The organism is Actinomyces sp. (genome assembly GCF_030530635.1).
GTDB lineage: Bacteria > Actinomycetota > Actinomycetes > Actinomycetales > Actinomycetaceae > Actinomyces.
Map to the genome: position 1 here is coordinate 1,999 of NZ_JAUMUL010000035.1, position 17,017 is coordinate 19,015.

Sequence of the window (17,017 nt, forward strand, 5' to 3'; positions counted from 1 at the left end):
TAACAACTACCGAACTCGGCACGTAAGATCTACCGACCTCGGCACGTCACCGCATGCCCCACCTGAACGCTCACGCCCCCGGCATTCCAGGCACCCACACCAACCACCGCCTGTAGGCCCACCACACCCACAGAATCAGAAGAGCCCCGAAACCGATCGACGGTGGCGGACTGTGTGGGGCCTGAGGGCAAGTCGCCGAGCGGCGGCCGAGGGACGGGCTCAGTAGCCGATTGAGCGCAGGTATGCACGCGAGTCGGCCAGGCAGTCGAAGGGGTCGCGACCATAGGTAAGGTCCTGCTCGATCAGGAAGTACTCCGCGCCCGCAGACGCCGCCGCGGGCAGAAGGGCCGGCCAATTCATATTGCCGCTACCCACCTCGGCGAACTCAATGATGTTGACGAACATGTTGTAGCCCTCGGTCACCTTGCCCGCGTCCATCAGTTCGAGCGCCTCCTGGGGCAGAGCGGTGACCCGGTAATCCTTGACGTGGATCAGCTTGCATACCCCGGAGTAGGCGGCGAGCATGTCCAGCGGCGCCATGCCGCCGCGCTGCACCCAATGCAAGTCCACCTCGAATTCCAGTTCCGGTGCGACCCGGCGCACGATGTCAAAGATCCGTTCCTCCCCGAACCGATGCAGGTCCACGTGATGGTTGTGGTAGCACAGCGTTACCCCCGCCTCCCTGAGCCGGAGGGCATAGGGGCTGAGGCGCCTCGCCCAGGCCTCCACGGCCTCCTTGGAGACCATGGCGGAGAAGTCCATCATGGGGATGCGGGCGAACCGGCAGTTCAGCCGTCGGCAGTCGGCGACGAGCTTGTCGAAATCTTCGGCCAGTGTGTCGATGTCCTGTCCCGGGCGGCGTGTCAGAGCCGTCGACAGCGCCGCCACCTGCATGCCGAGTTCCGCTATGCCGCGTTCCAAATCGGCCGTATTGGCCGCATTCATGGGGATCTGCGAGATCTCGACGGCGTGTAGGTCCAGGGCGGCAAGGCGCTTGAGGACCGCCCACATGCCCTGCTCGGCCACCTGGTCCTTGAGCATCATCATCTGGACGCCCAGTACCGGGTTGCGGCCGCCGTCAGCGGTCTGCTCCTGTTCTGTCTTCATCGGGTGCGCTCCTCGAACTTGCCCTCGGCGGCGATGCGCTCGTTGAGCAGCTTCAGGTAGCCGTCCTCATCGAAGTCCGACAACGCGACCTCCCGGCCCGTCCAGCTGGACAGGTGAATCGCATTGGCCAGCCGGACACCGTGAATGCCGTCGCCACCGGGGGCGAGCAGTTCCTCCTCACCACGGACGGCGGCGGCGAAGTTGCGCAGCACCTCACAGTGCTGCTGGCCCCACACCGAGTCGTACTCCTTTACCTCGGTGGTCACCAGGGAGGCGGGGTCGAATTCGCCCTTGAACATCTCACGCACCTGTTCGATGGGCATGGAATCGGAGATGACGCGCTCGTCATCGTGCAGGCGGGTGATGGTCACGCGTTGCGAGTCCTCGACGACGATCTTGCCCCGGTCGCACAGGATCTCCAGACGATCGGTGCCGACCAGGTCATGAGTGGCGGTGATGAAGGTGCCGGTGGCTCCGTCACCGAAGTCGACCATGGCGTTGACCTCGTCCTCCACGGCTATGCTGCGTCGGAACCCGTACTGGCATTTGGCGAAAACCGACTTAGGGATACCGCACAACCACTGCCACAGGTCCAGTTGGTGGGGTGCCTGGTTGACCAGCACGCCGCCGCCCTCGCCGCCCCAGGTGGCACGCCAGTCGGACTGCTCGTAGTAGCCCTGCGGCCGCCACCAGGTGGTGATGGTCCAAGTCGTATGACGCAGTGCCCCCAACTCCCCGGAGGCGAGCAGATCGTGCAGGTCCTGATACAGCGGATTGGTGCGCTGGTTGAAGAACACCCCGAAGACCAACTCGGGCCGACCGGCGGCGAAGTCGATGAGTTCACGGGCCTGGGCGGTGTACACGCCCACGGGTTTCTCCACCAGCACGTGGACCCCGTGCTCCAGGGCGTAGATCCCTACCTCCGGGTGAAGGTAGTGGGGCACCGTGGTGACGACGGCGTCCACCGCACCGGAGGCGATCATCTCCCGGTAGTCGGCATGGAAGGGCACCCCATACTCCTGGGCCTGTTGCTGCTTGTCGGGAAGGATGTCGCAGATGGCGCCGATACACATTCCAGGCACACGCCCGGCAGAGATGAACTGGGCGTACATGCCGCCCTCGGTACCCAATCCCACAATGCCCAGACGTACCGGGGTTCCGGAGGTGGTGACGTCGGACTGGGCCTTGGAATCAACGGCTTGACTCATGGCTGCTCCTTCAGACTCGGGTGGTTGAGTTGTCTACGGGACGGGGTGCGCGGGCTGCCGATGATGCATATATGGCCTCGGCAATGCGCAGGCATTTCATGGCTTCGTCGGGGGATATCCAAAAGGCCGTGGGGTCATCCAGGCGGGCGTAGAAGTCGCGGATGAGCAGTTCGTGGCTCACACCCCAGTAGGTGCGTCCCGCCCCGGTGGGGCGGCGCTCGTCGTAGTGGTCGACGTGTCCGTCCTCCCAACGGATGTCGAGCCCGTCACGAATGACGGCGTAGGCGTGCTCACAGTCCAACTCGATCTCCACCGGACGATGCCGGGAGAGATTGACGGTCCCGTAGAAGCAGGTGGTCACGCCGGTCGCATGGATCAGCCGGGCGCTGGCGGTGTCCTCCACTTCACTGACCGCCCCGAACTTCTCGGTGGACACGTGCCCGCTGACCTCGACCACCTCCCCGAGCAGCCACTGGAGCAGGTCCAGCGTGTGGGGTGCCTGATTCATCAGCAGGCCACCGCCCGCGCGGCGCTTGGAGCCGCGCCACGGCCGGCTCTCGTAGTAGCCCGGAGGACGGCTCCAGGCGACGGTCGCATAGGCTCCGCGCACTTCGCCCAAGCTTCCATCGCTAAGCAGCCTGCGCAGTTCGACCGTTGAGGTGTTGTAGCGGTTCTGCAGGCATACGGCCACCTTGGGGCCGGCCGCGCCGGCGGCCCGCATGGAGGCCAGGGCGGCGACCAGGCGGTCACCGGCGGCGGAGGTGTGCGCCACGGGTTTCTCCTGAATGACGTGCACACCGGCCGCGAGTGCCTCCAAGGTGATGTCGACATGCGTGTCATGGGGCGTGGCCACGTGCAGGACATCGGGTGCGGCGACTGACAACATGTCGGTGAGAGCGGTGAAGCCGGGGGCTCCCGTCGTCCGGATGGCGAACTCGAGCGCCGCCGGGTCGGTGTCGCAGACGCCGACGAGTTCGACGTCGTCCATGTGGGCGATCGCCTCAAGGTGGATGACGGATACATCACCGCATCCGATCAGTGCTGCTGTGCGCATGACCCGTTCAGCTCGGTTCGACGCCGACTTCTGCCATCAGCGCTTCAAGGGCCCGGTATGCCCGCGACCAGTTCTCCCGCCCCGAGACCGCCCCGAATGCGGTCAAGTCACCCAGGTGGGGCTCCAAGGAGAAGAAACCCGAATAGCCGGACGCCTTCAGTGCGGCCAGCAGCTCGGGCCACTGACCGTCACCCCGGCCGCAGGGGACCACCTCACCGAGATCGTCGGCGTCAACGGGGAAACGGGCATCCTTGCAGTGGATGTAGTCGGTGTACTCGTGCACGAGCGGCCAGGCCTCATCCATGGGACGCACATTGCACTGCACGTAGTTGGCGGGGTCGAAGACGCCGCGGTAGTGGGGCGAGCCGATGGTGGACAGCAAGTCGGACACCCGGGCGGGAACGTCTCCGTAGATGTCCTTCTCATTCTCATGCAGCAGGGTCATGCCGGCCTCAGCGGCCACATCGACCATGGCGCGGGTGCGGGCCAGCACCTCGTCCCGGAAGCGGACGGCGGGCGCGCCGTCGGGAATGAAGAAGCTGAACACGCGTATGCGCGAGGTGCCGAAGAACCGAGCCACCTCGACCGCATGCCGGGCGCGTTCAAGGTGCGGGGCGAAGGGGGCGGTGATGGGGATCTTGCCCAGGTCCGAACCGATGCAGGATGGCGTTACACCCGCAGCGTCCAGGGTCGCCTTGACAGTGTGGAGTTGCTCGCCGCTCAGGTCCAGGACCTTGATCCCCCAGGCGCTGCGCAACTCCAGATGTCGCAGGCCCAACTCTCCCAACAGTCGCACCTGGGCCTCCGGATCGGGATCGATCTCGTCGGCGAATCCAGTCATGGTCCACATGAGTCAGCGTCACCTCTCCAGGCTCGTCTCAGAATTCCGTAAATGGGCGGTCAGTCGCCAAGTGCTGCGTCGGCATCGACGCCGGCACGGCGGGCGTTGAGGGTCTCGTTATTGGCATCGACCACGCGCTTCTTGAGCGGGTAGAGGAGCACCAGGGCCAGCCCCACCAGTACGTAACCGATGCCGGGCACGAGGTTGGCCAGCATGTAAATACCGTCCTTGACGGCCTGTGTCTGTTCGGCCCCGGAGGTGGCGACCTCGGTGTTGTAACCGATCCAGCCCAGCGCCCATCCGCTCAGGCCTCCGGCCAGCGCCTGTCCCAGTTTGCGGGACCAGGAGTAGACGGCGTAGACGGTGCCGTCATCGCGGCGACCGCTGCGCACCTCCTGGTAGTCGATGACATCGGTAATGAACGCCCACACCAGGTAGTTGAAGATAGAGGTGCAGAACATGGCGATCGCATAGAAGAAGATCCACACCATGGGGCTGGAGATATGCAGGAAGTAGGCGGCGATGAGCACTGCGCCGCCCCCGAGCATGGCAGCCGCGCCGACCTCCGCCTTGCCGAAGCGGCGAGACATCCAGGGAGCCAGCACGATGAGGACCAGCGCCGGCAGCAGGCCCGCCAAGGATGCTGGGGATTGCAGGCGACCATTGCCGAAGTAGTTGAGGAACAGGTAGCTGAGCATGCCGCCGGCGAACAGCATGGATACCAGCAGCAGCAGGGCCGCGGCGATCAGGCCGAGCAGGGCACGATTGGTGAAGATCGAGCCGAGCATTCTGCCGATGCCGGCGCCGGACGTGGCCTTGGGCTCGGCCACGGACACGACCCGCTCCTGGACGTTGAGGTAGCACAGTGCGTAGCACACGACAGCCAGTACCGAGCAGACCGCCGCGGAGATGTTCATGGCCGGACCGTTCAGCACGGACACGCCCTCACTGTTGGTGGTGTAAATGATCAGCGGGATGAGTGTGGTGATGGCGATGTTGGCGAGTGTGGCGCCGGTGGAGCGGAAGACGGACAGCTCCGCGCGGTGGTCGGGGTTGGAGGAGACCACGGAGGACATCGACCCGTAGGGGATGTTGACGGCTGTGTAGCACAGCGAGCCCCACAGGAAGTATGTGGCGCACATCCAGGCCAGCCTGGCGCCGTAGCCGGCGAAGTCGGCCACGAAGGCGCTGTACATCAGGCAGGAGGCCACCGCCACGGGGATGGCGATGTACTTGATCCAGCGGCGGAACTTCTCACCCTCACGCTTGGCGGGCAGGCGATCGACGATGATGCCCATGCCGACGTCGGTGAACCCGTCCAGTACACGCGCCCCGAGCAGGAGCAGGCCGACGTGACCGGGTTCTATGCCCACCACATTGGTGTAGAACACCATGAAGAAGGTGGCCTGCAGGGTGAAGGTGAAGTCGTTGCCGAAGTCACCGAACATGTAGCCGATCTTGTCGCGCAGGCCGAAGGGTCGCGCGCCCGCGAGTTCTACGGTGGCGGCGCCCGTGTCGGCCACCTGTTGGGTTGATGAGGTCATCTGGATCTGTCTCCTGTGGTTTCGCATCGTTGCGTGCAGGAGGACCGGTCCCGAGGAAGGTCCTGTGCGGGCCGCGGAAGGCCGATGCCAGGACCCCCGCGACTTGGGCTCAGGATGTCCTCGCCGCGTCCGGCCACACCGGAGTTGCCGGGAGTTGCCGCGACACACATCCAGCTGGCAACAAATGGCAACTCACGGACGGAGTAACGACTACGTTGTGAGATGACAATGTCATTAACCACATACGGCCCCGCTGGGTCCACGCCCCGCGACGACGCGAAGGCACGACCCCGCCGGGCCCCGGGTGAAGGAGCCTGCATGCTGTCCGTCCGCAACTCTGCTTCACGCAGCGTCATCAGCCTCGACGGCGTGTGGCGCTTCCAGCTCGATCCCGACGACGCCGGCCGGGCCGGGAACTGGTTCGCCACGCCACTATCGGATCCGCGCCCCATGCCGGTGCCGGCGTCCTTCAACGATGTCACCACCGACCCCGAAGTCCACGATCACGTGGGGCCGGTCTGGTACGAGCGCGACGCCTTCGCCCCGCACAGTCTGGGCGGCGATCGCCTGATACTGCGCTTCGGCTCCGTGACCCACGAGGCGTGCGTGTGGGTCGACGGCGTCCAGGTCGCCGAGCATGTGGGCGGTTACCTTCCCTTCGAGGCCGACATCACCGACCGGGTGACCCCGGGGAAGACCTTCCGCATCACCGTGCGCGTCGACAACCGCCTGTCCTGGCAGTCTATCCCACCGGGGTACCTCACCGAGGACTCCTTGGGCCGGCCGGTACAGCGCTACTTCCATGACTTCTTCAACTACGCGGGCATCCACCGGTCCGTCGCGCTGTACACGCGCCCGCCGATCGCCGTCACCGACGTCACCATCACCACCGACTACACCGACAGTCCCGAGGGCAGCACCGGCCACGTCACCTATAGCGTCGAGGCACCCGGCGCGGAGCACATCCGCGTCGTGGTCAGGGACGCCGCCGGGGCGGAGGTCGCCCATGCGGACGGCGCCACCGGAACGCTTGACATCGCCGATGTGCACCTGTGGCGGCCCGGCGCCGGCTACCTGTACACGCTGGAGGCGCACGCCCGCAGCTCCGCCGACGACGCGGGCGCGGACGTCTACCCGCAGCGCTTCGGCGTACGCACCGTCGAGGTGCGCGACTGCCAGTTCCTGATCAACGGCGAACCCTTCTACTTCCGCGGCTACGGCCGCCACGAGGACAATCTCATCCGCGGCAAGGGGCACGATCCCGTGCTCATGGTCCACGACTTCGAGCTGATGCAGTGGCAGGGCGCGAACTCCTTCCGCACCTCCCACTACCCCTATGCCGAGGAGGTCATGGACTACGCCGATGAGCGCGGCCTCGTGGTGATCGATGAGACGGCCGCCGTCGGCCTGAACACGGCCATTGCCGGCGGCATCTTCGGCGGCGAGCCGATTCCCCTCTTCAGCGAGGACCACGTCAACGCGCGCACCCAGGCGGTTCATGCCGACCACATTCGCGAGTTGATCGCCCGGGACAAGAACCACCCGTGCGTGGTGCTGTGGTCCCTGGCCAATGAGCCGGAGAGCAACACCGAGGCCTCTCTGCGGTACTTCGAACCACTGGCCGCCGCGGCCCGGGAGGCGGACCCGAGCCGGCCGATCGGCTATGTGAACGTCATGATCTCCAGCCCGGATCAGGAGCAGGTGGTGGACCTGTTCGACGTGGTCATGCTCAACCGCTACTACGGCTGGTACGTCAATAATGGCGACCTGCAAAGTGCCGAGGCGGGCCTGCGGGCGGAGATCGACGCCTGGATCGAGCGGGCACCTAGTAAGCCGATCCTGTTCACGGAGTACGGGGCCGATACGCTGGCCGGGCTGCGCGACGTCTTCCGCCGCCCCTGGTCGGAGGACTTCCAGACGGACATGCTCGCGATGTACCACCGGGTATTCGACTCCTACCCGCAGATCGTGGGCGAGCAGATGTGGAACTTCGCCGACTTCCAGACCGGTACCGGGATTGTCCGAGTGGATGGGAACAAGAAGGGCATGTTCACCCGCTCCCGGAAACCGAAGCAGAACGCCTTCGCAGTGCGGGACCGCTGGCTGGAGATGCGCCGCGACTGCGGACACTGATCCGCTCGCTGGGTACAACCAACCACCCGGCAACCATAACGACACACGCCACTAGGAAAGGAGGACGCATGCCCACCGCGGTCTCGGACAGCGCCTTGACCACAACCGTCGATACGGGTACCCCCGCTGCCCCGCATCCACCAGGCGTGGGGGCACGGGCGCGCACCAAGCCCGTCACCATCTACGACGTCGCCGCCGCGGCCGGGGTGGCGCCCTCCACCGTTTCCCGTGCCCTGTCCCGCCCGGGCCGGGTATCCGCCGAGACCGCCGCACGCATCCACGACGCGGCCGATGCGCTCGGATACAAGCGCGTCCAGCCGCGTCGCCCTGCAGACACGGCGGAGGACACCTATGTGATCGCCCTGGTGATCGCCGACATCGGCAATCCCTTCTTCAGCCGGGTCATGATCGGCCTGCAGGAGTCGGCACGCGCCAACGGTTACACGGTGCTGCTGATCGATTCGCGGGAGAACGCGGCCGAGGAGCGAGCGGCCATTGACAAGGTGCTGCACCTGATCGACGGCATCGTCCTGTCCGCCTCCCGGATGACCAACTCGGCGATCCAACAGTTCAACCGGGCCGTGCCCGTGGTCTCGCTCAACCGCCAGGTACCCGGCGTCACCTCGATCCTGCCCGACTCCGCCCGGGGGATGCGCGGCGTCGTCGAGCATCTGGCTGCACGCGGCCACACGGAGGTTGCCTACCTGTCCGGGCCGCCGGACTCGTGGGCCGACGGCGCCCGCTGGGAGGGCCTGGCACATGCCTGCCATGCGCTCGGCCTGCGGGCGCAGCGACTGGGGCCCTTCTCCCCCACCGTCGGCGGCGGGGTGCACGCCCTGGAGGCCTGGGGGCGCCGTCCCACCACCGCCGTCGTCGGCTACAACGACGTCCTGGCGATCGGCTTCATGAAGGCGGCACTGGCCCGCGGCCTGCGGGTGCCCGAGGACGTCTCGATCATCGGTGTGGACAACGCGGGCCTGTCCGCCCTGACCAGCCCTGGCCTGACCTCACTGGCGGCCGGCTCCCGCCGACTCGGTACCAGAGCCGCAACCGCGATCATCGGGCACCTGCGTCACCGTTCCCGGCCGCAGCCGGCGGTCACCGTGCTGGAGATGTCCCTGCAGGAGCGTCAGAGCGTCGGACCGGCACCCGCCACGCCTCCCACCCTGCCGGAGAGCACCTGATACTCCGCCCACCGCCGTCAGCAGCACCAAGAATCAGGAGCCCGTTCATGCCCGCCCAACCTCCGTCGCAACCGCCGTCCTCCCATCCGCTCACCCTCGCCCCTGACCGGCTGCTGCCGGCCGACCCGAACATCCGCGCCGTGGCCCGCGAGCTTTTGACGCAGATGGCCGACGCACCGATCATCTCCCCCCACGGGCACGTCCCGGCCGAGTGGCTGGCGCACGACATCACCTTCACCGACCCCACCGGTCTGCTACTCACCCCGGATCACTACACCAACCGGCTGCTGCATTCCCTGGGCGGCGTGGAGCTGGAGCAACTGGGCGTGCCGGTGGGCAGTGAGCTGAGCGCGCAGCAGTCTCGGGCGGCGTTCCGGCTGCTGTGCGAGCACTGGCACCTGCTCGCGGGCACGCCCGTGCAGACCTGGTTCACGGAGGTCTTTCACGACGTCTTCGGGGTGCGGGTGCGGCCATCGGCAACGACCGCGGACGCCATTTATGACCAGATCGATGCCGCCCTGCACACGCCGCAGTTCACGGCCCGCGCCCTGTACGAGCGCTTCAACATCGCCGTGCTGGCGACCACGGATGATCCCTGCTCGAACCTGGAGGCCCATCGCTCCCTCGCAGCAGACCCGACCTGGACGGGACGGGTGATTCCCACGTTCCGCCCCGATGCCTACCTGGAGCCCGCCCGACCCGACTGGCGGGCGCTGACCGAGGCGCTGGGGCGGGCCGCCGACCAGGACGTCTCCACCTACGCGGGCCACGTGGAGGCGATGCGGCGCCGGCGGGCCTTCTTCAAGGCCTGCGGGGCGGTCTCCTCCGACCACTCGCATGCGGATGCGGACACGCAACGGTTGGAGGAGGCCGAGGCGGAGACACTGTACGCGCGCGCCCTGACGGGCCGGATCGACACCGCCGACGCCGCCCGGCTGCGGCAGCACATGCTCAATGACCAGGCCCGGCTGGCGGTCGATGACGGCCTGGTGATGACCCTGCACCCGGCCGTGTATCGCAACCACGACTCCGGTGCGTTCACGCGGTACGGCGCGGATGTGGGCGGGGACATCCCCACGGCGGTGGAGTTCACGCGTGCCCTGCAGCCGCTGCTGGACGCCTACGGCAACGCCGACGGCTTCCACCTGATCCCCTTCACCATGGATGAGACGGTCTACTCCCGGGAACTGGCGCCGCTGGCCGGATGGTACCGGGCCGTGTACGTGGGGGTGCCGTGGTGGTTCATCGACGAGCCCGACGCGATCATCCGCTTTCGGGAGGCGACGACGGGCTCGGCGACCTTCTACAAGACCTCCGGTTTCATCGACGACACCCGGGCCTTCTGCTCGATCCCTGCCCGGCACGGCATTGCACGGCGCTGCGACGCCGGTTTCCTGGCGCGGCTGGTGGTCGAGCACCGGCTCGGCCTGGATGAGGCGGCGGCCGTGGCCCGCGACCTGGTCGACGCGATCCCCCGCCGCGCCTTCAAGCTCGACTGAGACGACCGTCCGGATCACAGCGCCAGGGCTCCGCCCTCCCGCTGGAACACCGGAATGTACTCCTGCGGGGCGTCCGTCTCAATGGTGACGCCACCTTCGAATGTGAGCCCTGAGTGGATCTCCGTCCACCGGGCTCCGGCCGGCAGATACACCGGCCTGCTGGTGACGCCGGGCTCCGTCACCGGCGCCACCAGCAGATCCGACCCCAGGAGGAATTCGTCCTCAACGTCCCAGGCGGCGGGGTCCCGTGGGAAGTCCAGGAACAGCGTCCGCATCGCGGGCATGCCGGTGGCCGACGCCTCCGCCATGACCTCGGCGATGTAGGGGCGCAGCCGTTCACGCAGCTCCATGTGGGTCCGAGCGATCTCCAGGCAGCGCTCCCCATAACTCCACACCTCATTCGGACCGCCGCTGATGGGCGAGCCCAGTTCGCCACGCGGCTCGCGGTGCCCGTGGAGCCGGAACAGGGGACAGAAGGTGCCGTAGGCGAACCAGCGGGCGTACAGCTCACGGTAGGCCTCGTCGTCGGGGTCTCCGCCGTGGAAGCCGCCAATGTCGGTGGTCCACCAGGGGATGCCGGAGATGCCGATGCTCAGACCGGCCCGCACCTGGGTGGCCAGAGACTCCCAGGTCGGCGGGATGTCACCGGACCACACCGCCGCACCGTACTTGGCCTGCCCGGCCCAAGCCGAACGGCACAGCAGCACGGTGTCGCCACCCCCGACCGCCTGCTGACCCTCATAGAACAGGCGCGCATTGTCCCGCGGGTAGATATTGGCGACGGCGGCCCCGGGGCCGGCATGGAAGGACAGGTTCTTCGGGTGCCCGGGATTGAGTTCAGGCTCGCAGGCGTCCAGCCACCACACCCGTACGCCGACGTCGAAGTAGTTCCGCTTCACCGTCTCCCAGACGAACCGCCTGGTGCGCGGATTGGTGGGATCGTAGAAGGCCACCGGCAGGGAACGGGGCATCTGCTTGTCGTGGATGTCTTGATGGAACTCCACGCCCTGATCACTGCCGACCAGCAGGCCGCGGCTGCTCATCTCCTCATAGTTGACCGACAGCGGTGAGATGGTCGGCCAGATCGACACCATCAGCTTAACGCCGAGCTCATCCAGCTCCCGCATCATGGCGGCCGGGTCGGGATACTCCGCCGGGTCGAAGCGGTAATCACCCATGGCGGTCCAGTGGAAGAAGTCGGTGACGATCACCGACAGCGGCAGTCCGCGACGCCGATACTCGCGCGCCACCTGAAGGATCTCCTCCTGACTGCGGTAACGGAGCTTGCACTGCCAGAAGCCGGAGGCCCAGTCGGGCAGTTGCGGGGCGTGCCCGACGGCGTCGGCGTAGTGGGAGACGATCTGCGCCGGACTGTCCCCCGCGGTCACCCAGTAATCCAGGGCGGGGGCGGCATCGGCGACCCAGCGGGTGCCGTTCTCCGCGAACTCGACCCGGCCGACGGCGGGGTTGTTCCACAGGAATCCGTAGCCGCGGCTGGACAGGTAGAAGGGGATGTTCACCTCGGTGTTGCGCTGCACGAGGTCCAGTACCAGCCCCTTGTGGTCCAGGCGGCCGTGCTGGTGCTGGCCCAGGCCGTAGATGCGCTCGCCCGCATAGGCCTTGAAACGCTGGTGGATCTCATACAGTCCCGACCGCTGCCCGTAGAAGACGTGCGCGCCCGGCCACCAGAAGTGCTCACGCTCCTCGGCCAGCAGTTCAAAGCCGTCGTCGCTGCGGTGGAAGCTCAGCATGACGGCGGGCTTGCCATCGCCGGAGTCGAGCCGGGCCCGCACCGTGAGGCCGCCCACCACCAGGGTGACCGTATGGTCCTCGCAGCTGATCCGGCAGTCGGGGGCGCCCGGCGGGAGCTCATCCAGGGCACCGACGTCGTCGACCGGGATGCGGTGCTGCGCGGCGCGGACCCGCACCGAGTCCCGCCCCCACCGCTCGACGCGAAGCACCTCATGCTCGTGACGCACTTCAAAGCCGTTGTCGATTGGCGAATAGTCCAACACTTCTTTCTCCTAATGTCATTGAGAAGGGGAATCGTGAATGAAATGAGTGGTGTCACTCAGGCCTTGACGGCGCCGCCGGTGGCGCCCGCCGCAATGTATTTCTGCGCCGCCACCAGCAGCACGGCGGCGGGCACGGAGGCCATGGTCGCCGTCGCCATCACCGAGCCCCAGTCGGCCACATACCCGCCGATGAACAGGTAGATGCCCAGAGTGACGGGTCGGGCGGCCGAGTTCGAGTCCAGGGTGAGGGCGAACAGGAAGTCGCTCCAGGCGAACAGAAAGCTGAACAGCGCGGCGGTGACCAATGCGTTACGGCTCAGCGGCAGCACGATCCAGACGAAGGTGCGCAACCGCCCGGCGCCGTCGACCCGGGCGGCCTCCAGCAGGGACATGGGGATGGCCCGCATGAATGCCTGAATGATCAGGATGGAGAAGGGTATGCCCAGGGAGGAGTCGGCCAGGATGAGGCCGACGGTCGTGTTGAGTATCCCCAGGTCGTTGTATGCCGAGTAAAGGGCGTTGGCGATCACGATGCCCGGGATCATTTGGCTGAGCAGCAGGGCGAACATGACCGCCGCCGCCCCGCGCACCCGGTACAGGCTCAGCGCGTAGGCGGCCGGGGTGGCCACCGTCAGGCAGACCAGGACGGCACCCACGGCCACCACCAGGCTGGTGAGCAGGTTCGCCCCTTGGGTGGAGAAGGCGGCCCGGTAGCCGTCCAGACCGGGATGGATGGGCAGCCAGTCGAGATCGGCGGTGGAGACTCCGGGTTGGAAGGAGGCGTTGACCATCCAGTAGACCGGGAACAGCATCAGTGCCAGGAACAGGCAGCCCAGCACCGTGTATGGCCAGGTTCTGCGGGCGTTGCTGCGAGACATGGTTTCAGCCCTCCGATCCGGAACGAGTCATCCGCAGGTAGACGACGGCGAAGGCCAGGGAGATCAGCACCAGGACGTTGCCGAGAGCCGCGCCCTGCCCGAATTCGAAGTTCGCGAAGGACAGGCGGTAGGACTGGGTGGCGAGGGTCTGCGTGGCGCCGGAGGGGCCACCCTCGGTCAGGCCGAGGATGATGTCGAGGACCTTGAGTGTGTAGACCACTCCTAGGATGAGCACCACCGACACCACCGGACGCAGCAGCGGCCAGGTGATGTTCCTGAAGGCCTTCCATCCGGTGGCGCCGTCCAGGGCAGCGGCCTCGTAGAGTTCGTCGGGGATGTCTTGCAGCCCGGAGTACAGGATGGTCATGTTGAAGGGGATGCCAAGCCAGATGTTGACCATGATCACTGCGGCCAGGGCCACATCGGTGCTGGTCAGCCAGGGGATGGCGTCAATGCCGACGGCCCCGAGGATCTGGTTGATGACGCCGGAGTCCTTGTCCAGCATCCACTTCCAGATGGCGCTGGAGACGATCATGGGCAGCAGCCAGGGCAGCAATATGAGTGAGCGCATGACCCCGCTCAGCGGGAAGTGTCTGTTGAAGAAGACGGCCAGCGCCATTCCGATGGTGAACTGCCCGGTGATGGAACCGACCGTGAACAGCACGGTGTTGGTCAGTGCGGTTGAGAACACGGAGGACTTCACCACCGCCGCGTAGTTGGCCAGGCCCACGAATGGAGCCTCGCCGGTGTAGAAGGTGCGGGTGGTGTAATCCTGCACACTCATCATCAGGTTCTTGACGATCGGATAGCCGAAGTAGGCCAGTAGGAACACAAGCGCGGGGACGAGGAAGGCCCAGCGGAAGGCCTCTTCGCGTCTGCGCCGCCGAAGGCGCACCGAGCCGGGGCGTGGAGCAATCATCAGCGTCTCTTTCAAATTGGTTCGTGATAAGCGGCTTGGGGCAGCGGCGATACGCGCTGCCCGGCGGCCGAGGCCGAACAGACCTCGGCCGCCGTCGCCCTCAGGCCACGAAGTCGGCCTTAGCGGTTTCCAGCGCCGCCAGTGGCGCAGCCTTACCGGTTAGGGCCGACTGCATGGCGTTGTAGAGCGCCTCGGCGGTCTTCGGCCAGGCCTCGCCGAGCTGGGCGGTGCGGGAGCGACCGTTGTTGACAGCGGTGACCAGCGGCTCCATGTCCGGAAGCTTGGTGAGGTAGTCGGCGTCGGCCTCCTCACGGGTGGGGATGGTGAAACGGGTGGTATTGAGTTCCAGGAGCGAGTCCTCACCCAACAGCACCGAGAGCAGCTCGGCGGCCTTCTTCTGGCGCGCCTCGTTGCCGGTTTCCGGCACGGTCCACAGCTCGCCGCCCAGCGGGGACACCGCGGTATCCCCGGCCTTGGGTGCCGGGATCTCGGCCACGGCCCAGTTGATGCCGGAGTCGTTGAAGGTGTTGGTCATCCACGGGCCGTTGACGATCATGGCGGCCTTACCGGATGTGAACTGCTCGCCCAGATCGCCCTGGCCCCAGTTGAGGACCGACTGGGAGGCGGAGCCCTCATTGACCAAGTCGACCAGCAGTTGCAGTGCGCTGGCCGCCTGCGGAGTGGCGATATCGGTCTCGTCGGCGCCGGCGGACCAGAAGAAGGGCAGGAATTGCCAGGAACCCTCATAGGAGGCCTTCGCGCAGAAGGCGAAGCCGTAGGCGCCGTCCCTGGTCAGCGCCTTGGCCGCGGCCTTGAGTTCGTCCCAAGTGGTGGGCACCGCGACGCCGGCGGCCTCCAGCAGGTCCCGGTTGTAGTACAGGCCCAGGGTGTTGGCGCACGGGCCCATGCCGTAGAGTTCGCCTTCGTAGGTGCCCGCGCCGATGAATCCCTCAATGAAGCCGTCACCGGTGATGCCGAAGCTGCTCAGTGGTGCCAGTGCACCGGTGGCGGCGATCTGCTGGAGGTCGGGATTGTCCAGCATGAGCAGGTCTGGCAGGGTGCGCGAGGAGCTCATCTGCAGCACCTTCTGGATCAACCCGGTGCCGGAGACGGCCTCGCGCTCAATGGTGACTCCGACCTGCTGCGCGGCGGCCTCGAGCGTCTTCTGGAAGATCTGGTTGTCCGGCTCATCGGCGTAGTAGTCGAGCACCTTCAGGGAGGTGACTTCATCTCCGGATGTGCCCCCGCCGTTTCCGGCGCAGGCGGTCAGCGGGAGTGCGGCGGCTGCCAGGGCGGCGCCCTGCAGCACGCGGCGACGGTTGATGGTCAGATTCCGGGCGGGGCGTGGCCCCGCGACGGTCCGAGCGCTGATGAACATGTCGACTCCGTTCCCCGGGGCGACAACAAACCTATCGATACGTATGCGCAAACGTATGCGCACCTGTAGGATCTGCCGTATATCGCCCTGCGGTGTTGTGAGAAAGACCTGACGAAGCGTCCTCGCTCCGCCTCGGGCGAGAAATGTATCATCATCAACCGAACCTGGCAAGCGTGTGCGCAAGCACGGCCTGCCGGCCGGTCCCCCGAACGAGAGTGTCCGCCATGCCTTCCTCACCCACCAGCCGTGACGTCGCACTGGCCGCCGGAGTCTCCCAATCCACGGTCTCCTACGTATTGAGCGGCAAGCGTTTCGTCTCCCCCGACACGCGGGCGCGCGTACACCAGGCAATGACCGAGCTCGGGTACCGGCCGCATGCGAGTGCGCGCGCGCTGAAGAACTCCGAGTCCAGGATTCTGGGCCTGATAGTGCCGTACCACGAACGCACCGACGCGCCGGGCCAGTACCGCTACATCGTCTCGCTTGCCGCCGCGTGCCGGCGGCGCGGCTATGACCTACTGGTCATCAGCGGCGAGGAGGGCGTGGAGGGCATGCGACGCCTGACCGGGTCCGCGCTGTGCGACGGCATTCTAGTAATGGATGTGCTCGACACCGACGCTCGCGTGGCGGCCGCACACGATCTGCGCATCCCCTCGGTCTTCATCGGGCTGAGCCATGACGCGCAGTCCGTGGTCGCCACGGACACGGACTTCGAGGCCATCGGGGCGGGCTGCGCACAAAGGATTCACGACGTCGGACACACCCGCGCCGTCGTGGTCACTCCGGCCTCCGAGCACGTCCGCCCCATGGGCTTCATCCGCCGCTTCACCGATGCCTTGGAGTCACGGGCCGCCGATCTGGGGCTGGCCCTGGAACCACTCGCCGTGGCGAGAGGCTTCTCCCCCACACACCAGGCCCTGCGGGGCCACCTCGGCCGGGCCCACGGCGCAGACGCGTTCATAACCACGCCGGCCACATCGATAGACGACGTAATCAATGCTCTAATCGTGGAGGGCCTCACGCCCGGAGTCGACGTCTCGGTGATCGGGGCCGGAGGCTCGGGGGACTCCTCCCACACCGGCATCGATTACACCTACTACGACTCCGACGTGCCCAAAGTAACCGCCACCGCCGTCGACCTACTGGTCGATCAGTTGGAGGGAGCACTCCCCCTGAAGGGCAGGGACCCCGAACTCATCACCCCGCTCTTTCACGAGGGTGTCTCTCTGCTGCGGGCACCGAAGTGAATAGTGTGAG

The 17,017-nt window shown here is 66.5% G+C and carries 13 protein-coding genes; 4 read left to right on the forward strand and 9 right to left on the reverse strand.

What is annotated here, in order from left to right; all coding sequences use genetic code 11:
* Positions 1-219: 219 nt before the first annotated feature.
* The 5 genes from Q4A20_RS09070 to Q4A20_RS09090 are packed head-to-tail and all read right to left on the reverse strand — an operon-like array spanning position 220 to position 5,754.
* Positions 220-1,107, reverse strand: coding sequence for a sugar phosphate isomerase/epimerase (locus Q4A20_RS09070; RefSeq protein ID WP_303122425.1), 888 nt, complete (start codon positions 1,105-1,107; stop codon positions 220-222).
* Positions 1,104-2,315 carry a Gfo/Idh/MocA family protein gene (locus Q4A20_RS09075; RefSeq protein WP_303122426.1) on the reverse strand — a complete coding sequence of 404 codons (1,212 nt, stop codon included), beginning with the start codon at positions 2,313-2,315 and terminating at the stop codon, positions 1,104-1,106. The genes Q4A20_RS09070 and Q4A20_RS09075 overlap by 4 nt, the downstream gene beginning before the upstream one ends.
* 10 nt (positions 2,316-2,325) lie before the next feature.
* The gene (locus Q4A20_RS09080; protein ID WP_303122427.1) at positions 2,326-3,369 is read right to left on the reverse strand and encodes a Gfo/Idh/MocA family protein; all 1,044 of its coding nucleotides are present in this window, start codon (positions 3,367-3,369) and stop codon (positions 2,326-2,328) included.
* A gap of 7 nt (positions 3,370-3,376) precedes the next feature.
* Positions 3,377-4,219, reverse strand: coding sequence for a sugar phosphate isomerase/epimerase (locus Q4A20_RS09085; RefSeq protein WP_303122428.1), 843 nt, complete (start codon positions 4,217-4,219; stop codon positions 3,377-3,379).
* A 50-nt stretch (positions 4,220-4,269) separates the two neighbouring features.
* Positions 4,270-5,754 carry an MFS transporter gene (locus tag Q4A20_RS09090; protein ID WP_303122429.1) on the reverse strand — a complete coding sequence of 495 codons (1,485 nt, stop codon included), beginning with the start codon at positions 5,752-5,754 and terminating at the stop codon, positions 4,270-4,272.
* Positions 5,755-6,072: 318 nt separating this feature from the next.
* On the opposite strand from Q4A20_RS09090, the gene uidA reads away from it, so the two are divergent.
* The 3 genes from uidA (at position 6,073) to uxaC (ending at position 10,570) form a co-directional block, all read left to right on the forward strand.
* Positions 6,073-7,887 (forward strand): beta-glucuronidase, encoded by a 1,815-nt coding sequence (uidA, locus tag Q4A20_RS09095; RefSeq protein WP_303122430.1) that lies wholly within the window; start codon positions 6,073-6,075, stop codon positions 7,885-7,887.
* 68 nt (positions 7,888-7,955) lie between these two features.
* Positions 7,956-9,071 (forward strand): LacI family DNA-binding transcriptional regulator, encoded by a 1,116-nt coding sequence (locus tag Q4A20_RS09100; RefSeq protein WP_303122431.1) that lies wholly within the window; start codon positions 7,956-7,958, stop codon positions 9,069-9,071.
* 47 nt (positions 9,072-9,118) lie between these two features.
* Positions 9,119-10,570 carry a glucuronate isomerase gene (gene uxaC / locus Q4A20_RS09105; RefSeq protein WP_303122432.1) on the forward strand — a complete coding sequence of 484 codons (1,452 nt, stop codon included), beginning with the start codon at positions 9,119-9,121 and terminating at the stop codon, positions 10,568-10,570.
* Between the two features lie 14 nt (positions 10,571-10,584).
* Here uxaC and Q4A20_RS09110 read toward each other — a convergent pair whose 3' ends face one another.
* The 4 genes from Q4A20_RS09110 to Q4A20_RS09125 form a co-directional block, all read right to left on the reverse strand.
* Entirely contained in the window at positions 10,585-12,585 is a 2,001-nt protein-coding gene (locus Q4A20_RS09110; protein ID WP_303122433.1) for a TIM-barrel domain-containing protein, read from the reverse strand.
* A gap of 56 nt (positions 12,586-12,641) precedes the next feature.
* Positions 12,642-13,463: a carbohydrate ABC transporter permease gene (locus Q4A20_RS09115; RefSeq protein ID WP_303122434.1), complete on the reverse strand. Its 822-nt coding sequence runs from the start codon at positions 13,461-13,463 to the stop codon at positions 12,642-12,644.
* Positions 13,464-13,467: 4 nt separating this feature from the next.
* Positions 13,468-14,382 carry a carbohydrate ABC transporter permease gene (locus Q4A20_RS09120; protein ID WP_303122435.1) on the reverse strand — a complete coding sequence of 305 codons (915 nt, stop codon included), beginning with the start codon at positions 14,380-14,382 and terminating at the stop codon, positions 13,468-13,470.
* 100 nt (positions 14,383-14,482) lie between these two features.
* The gene (locus Q4A20_RS09125) at positions 14,483-15,760 is read right to left on the reverse strand and encodes a sugar ABC transporter substrate-binding protein (protein ID WP_303122436.1); all 1,278 of its coding nucleotides are present in this window, start codon (positions 15,758-15,760) and stop codon (positions 14,483-14,485) included.
* A gap of 224 nt (positions 15,761-15,984) precedes the next feature.
* On the opposite strand from Q4A20_RS09125, the gene Q4A20_RS09130 reads away from it, so the two are divergent.
* Entirely contained in the window at positions 15,985-17,007 is a 1,023-nt protein-coding gene (locus Q4A20_RS09130; protein ID WP_303122437.1) for a LacI family DNA-binding transcriptional regulator, read from the forward strand.
* The last annotated feature ends 10 nt before the right edge of the window (positions 17,008-17,017 follow it).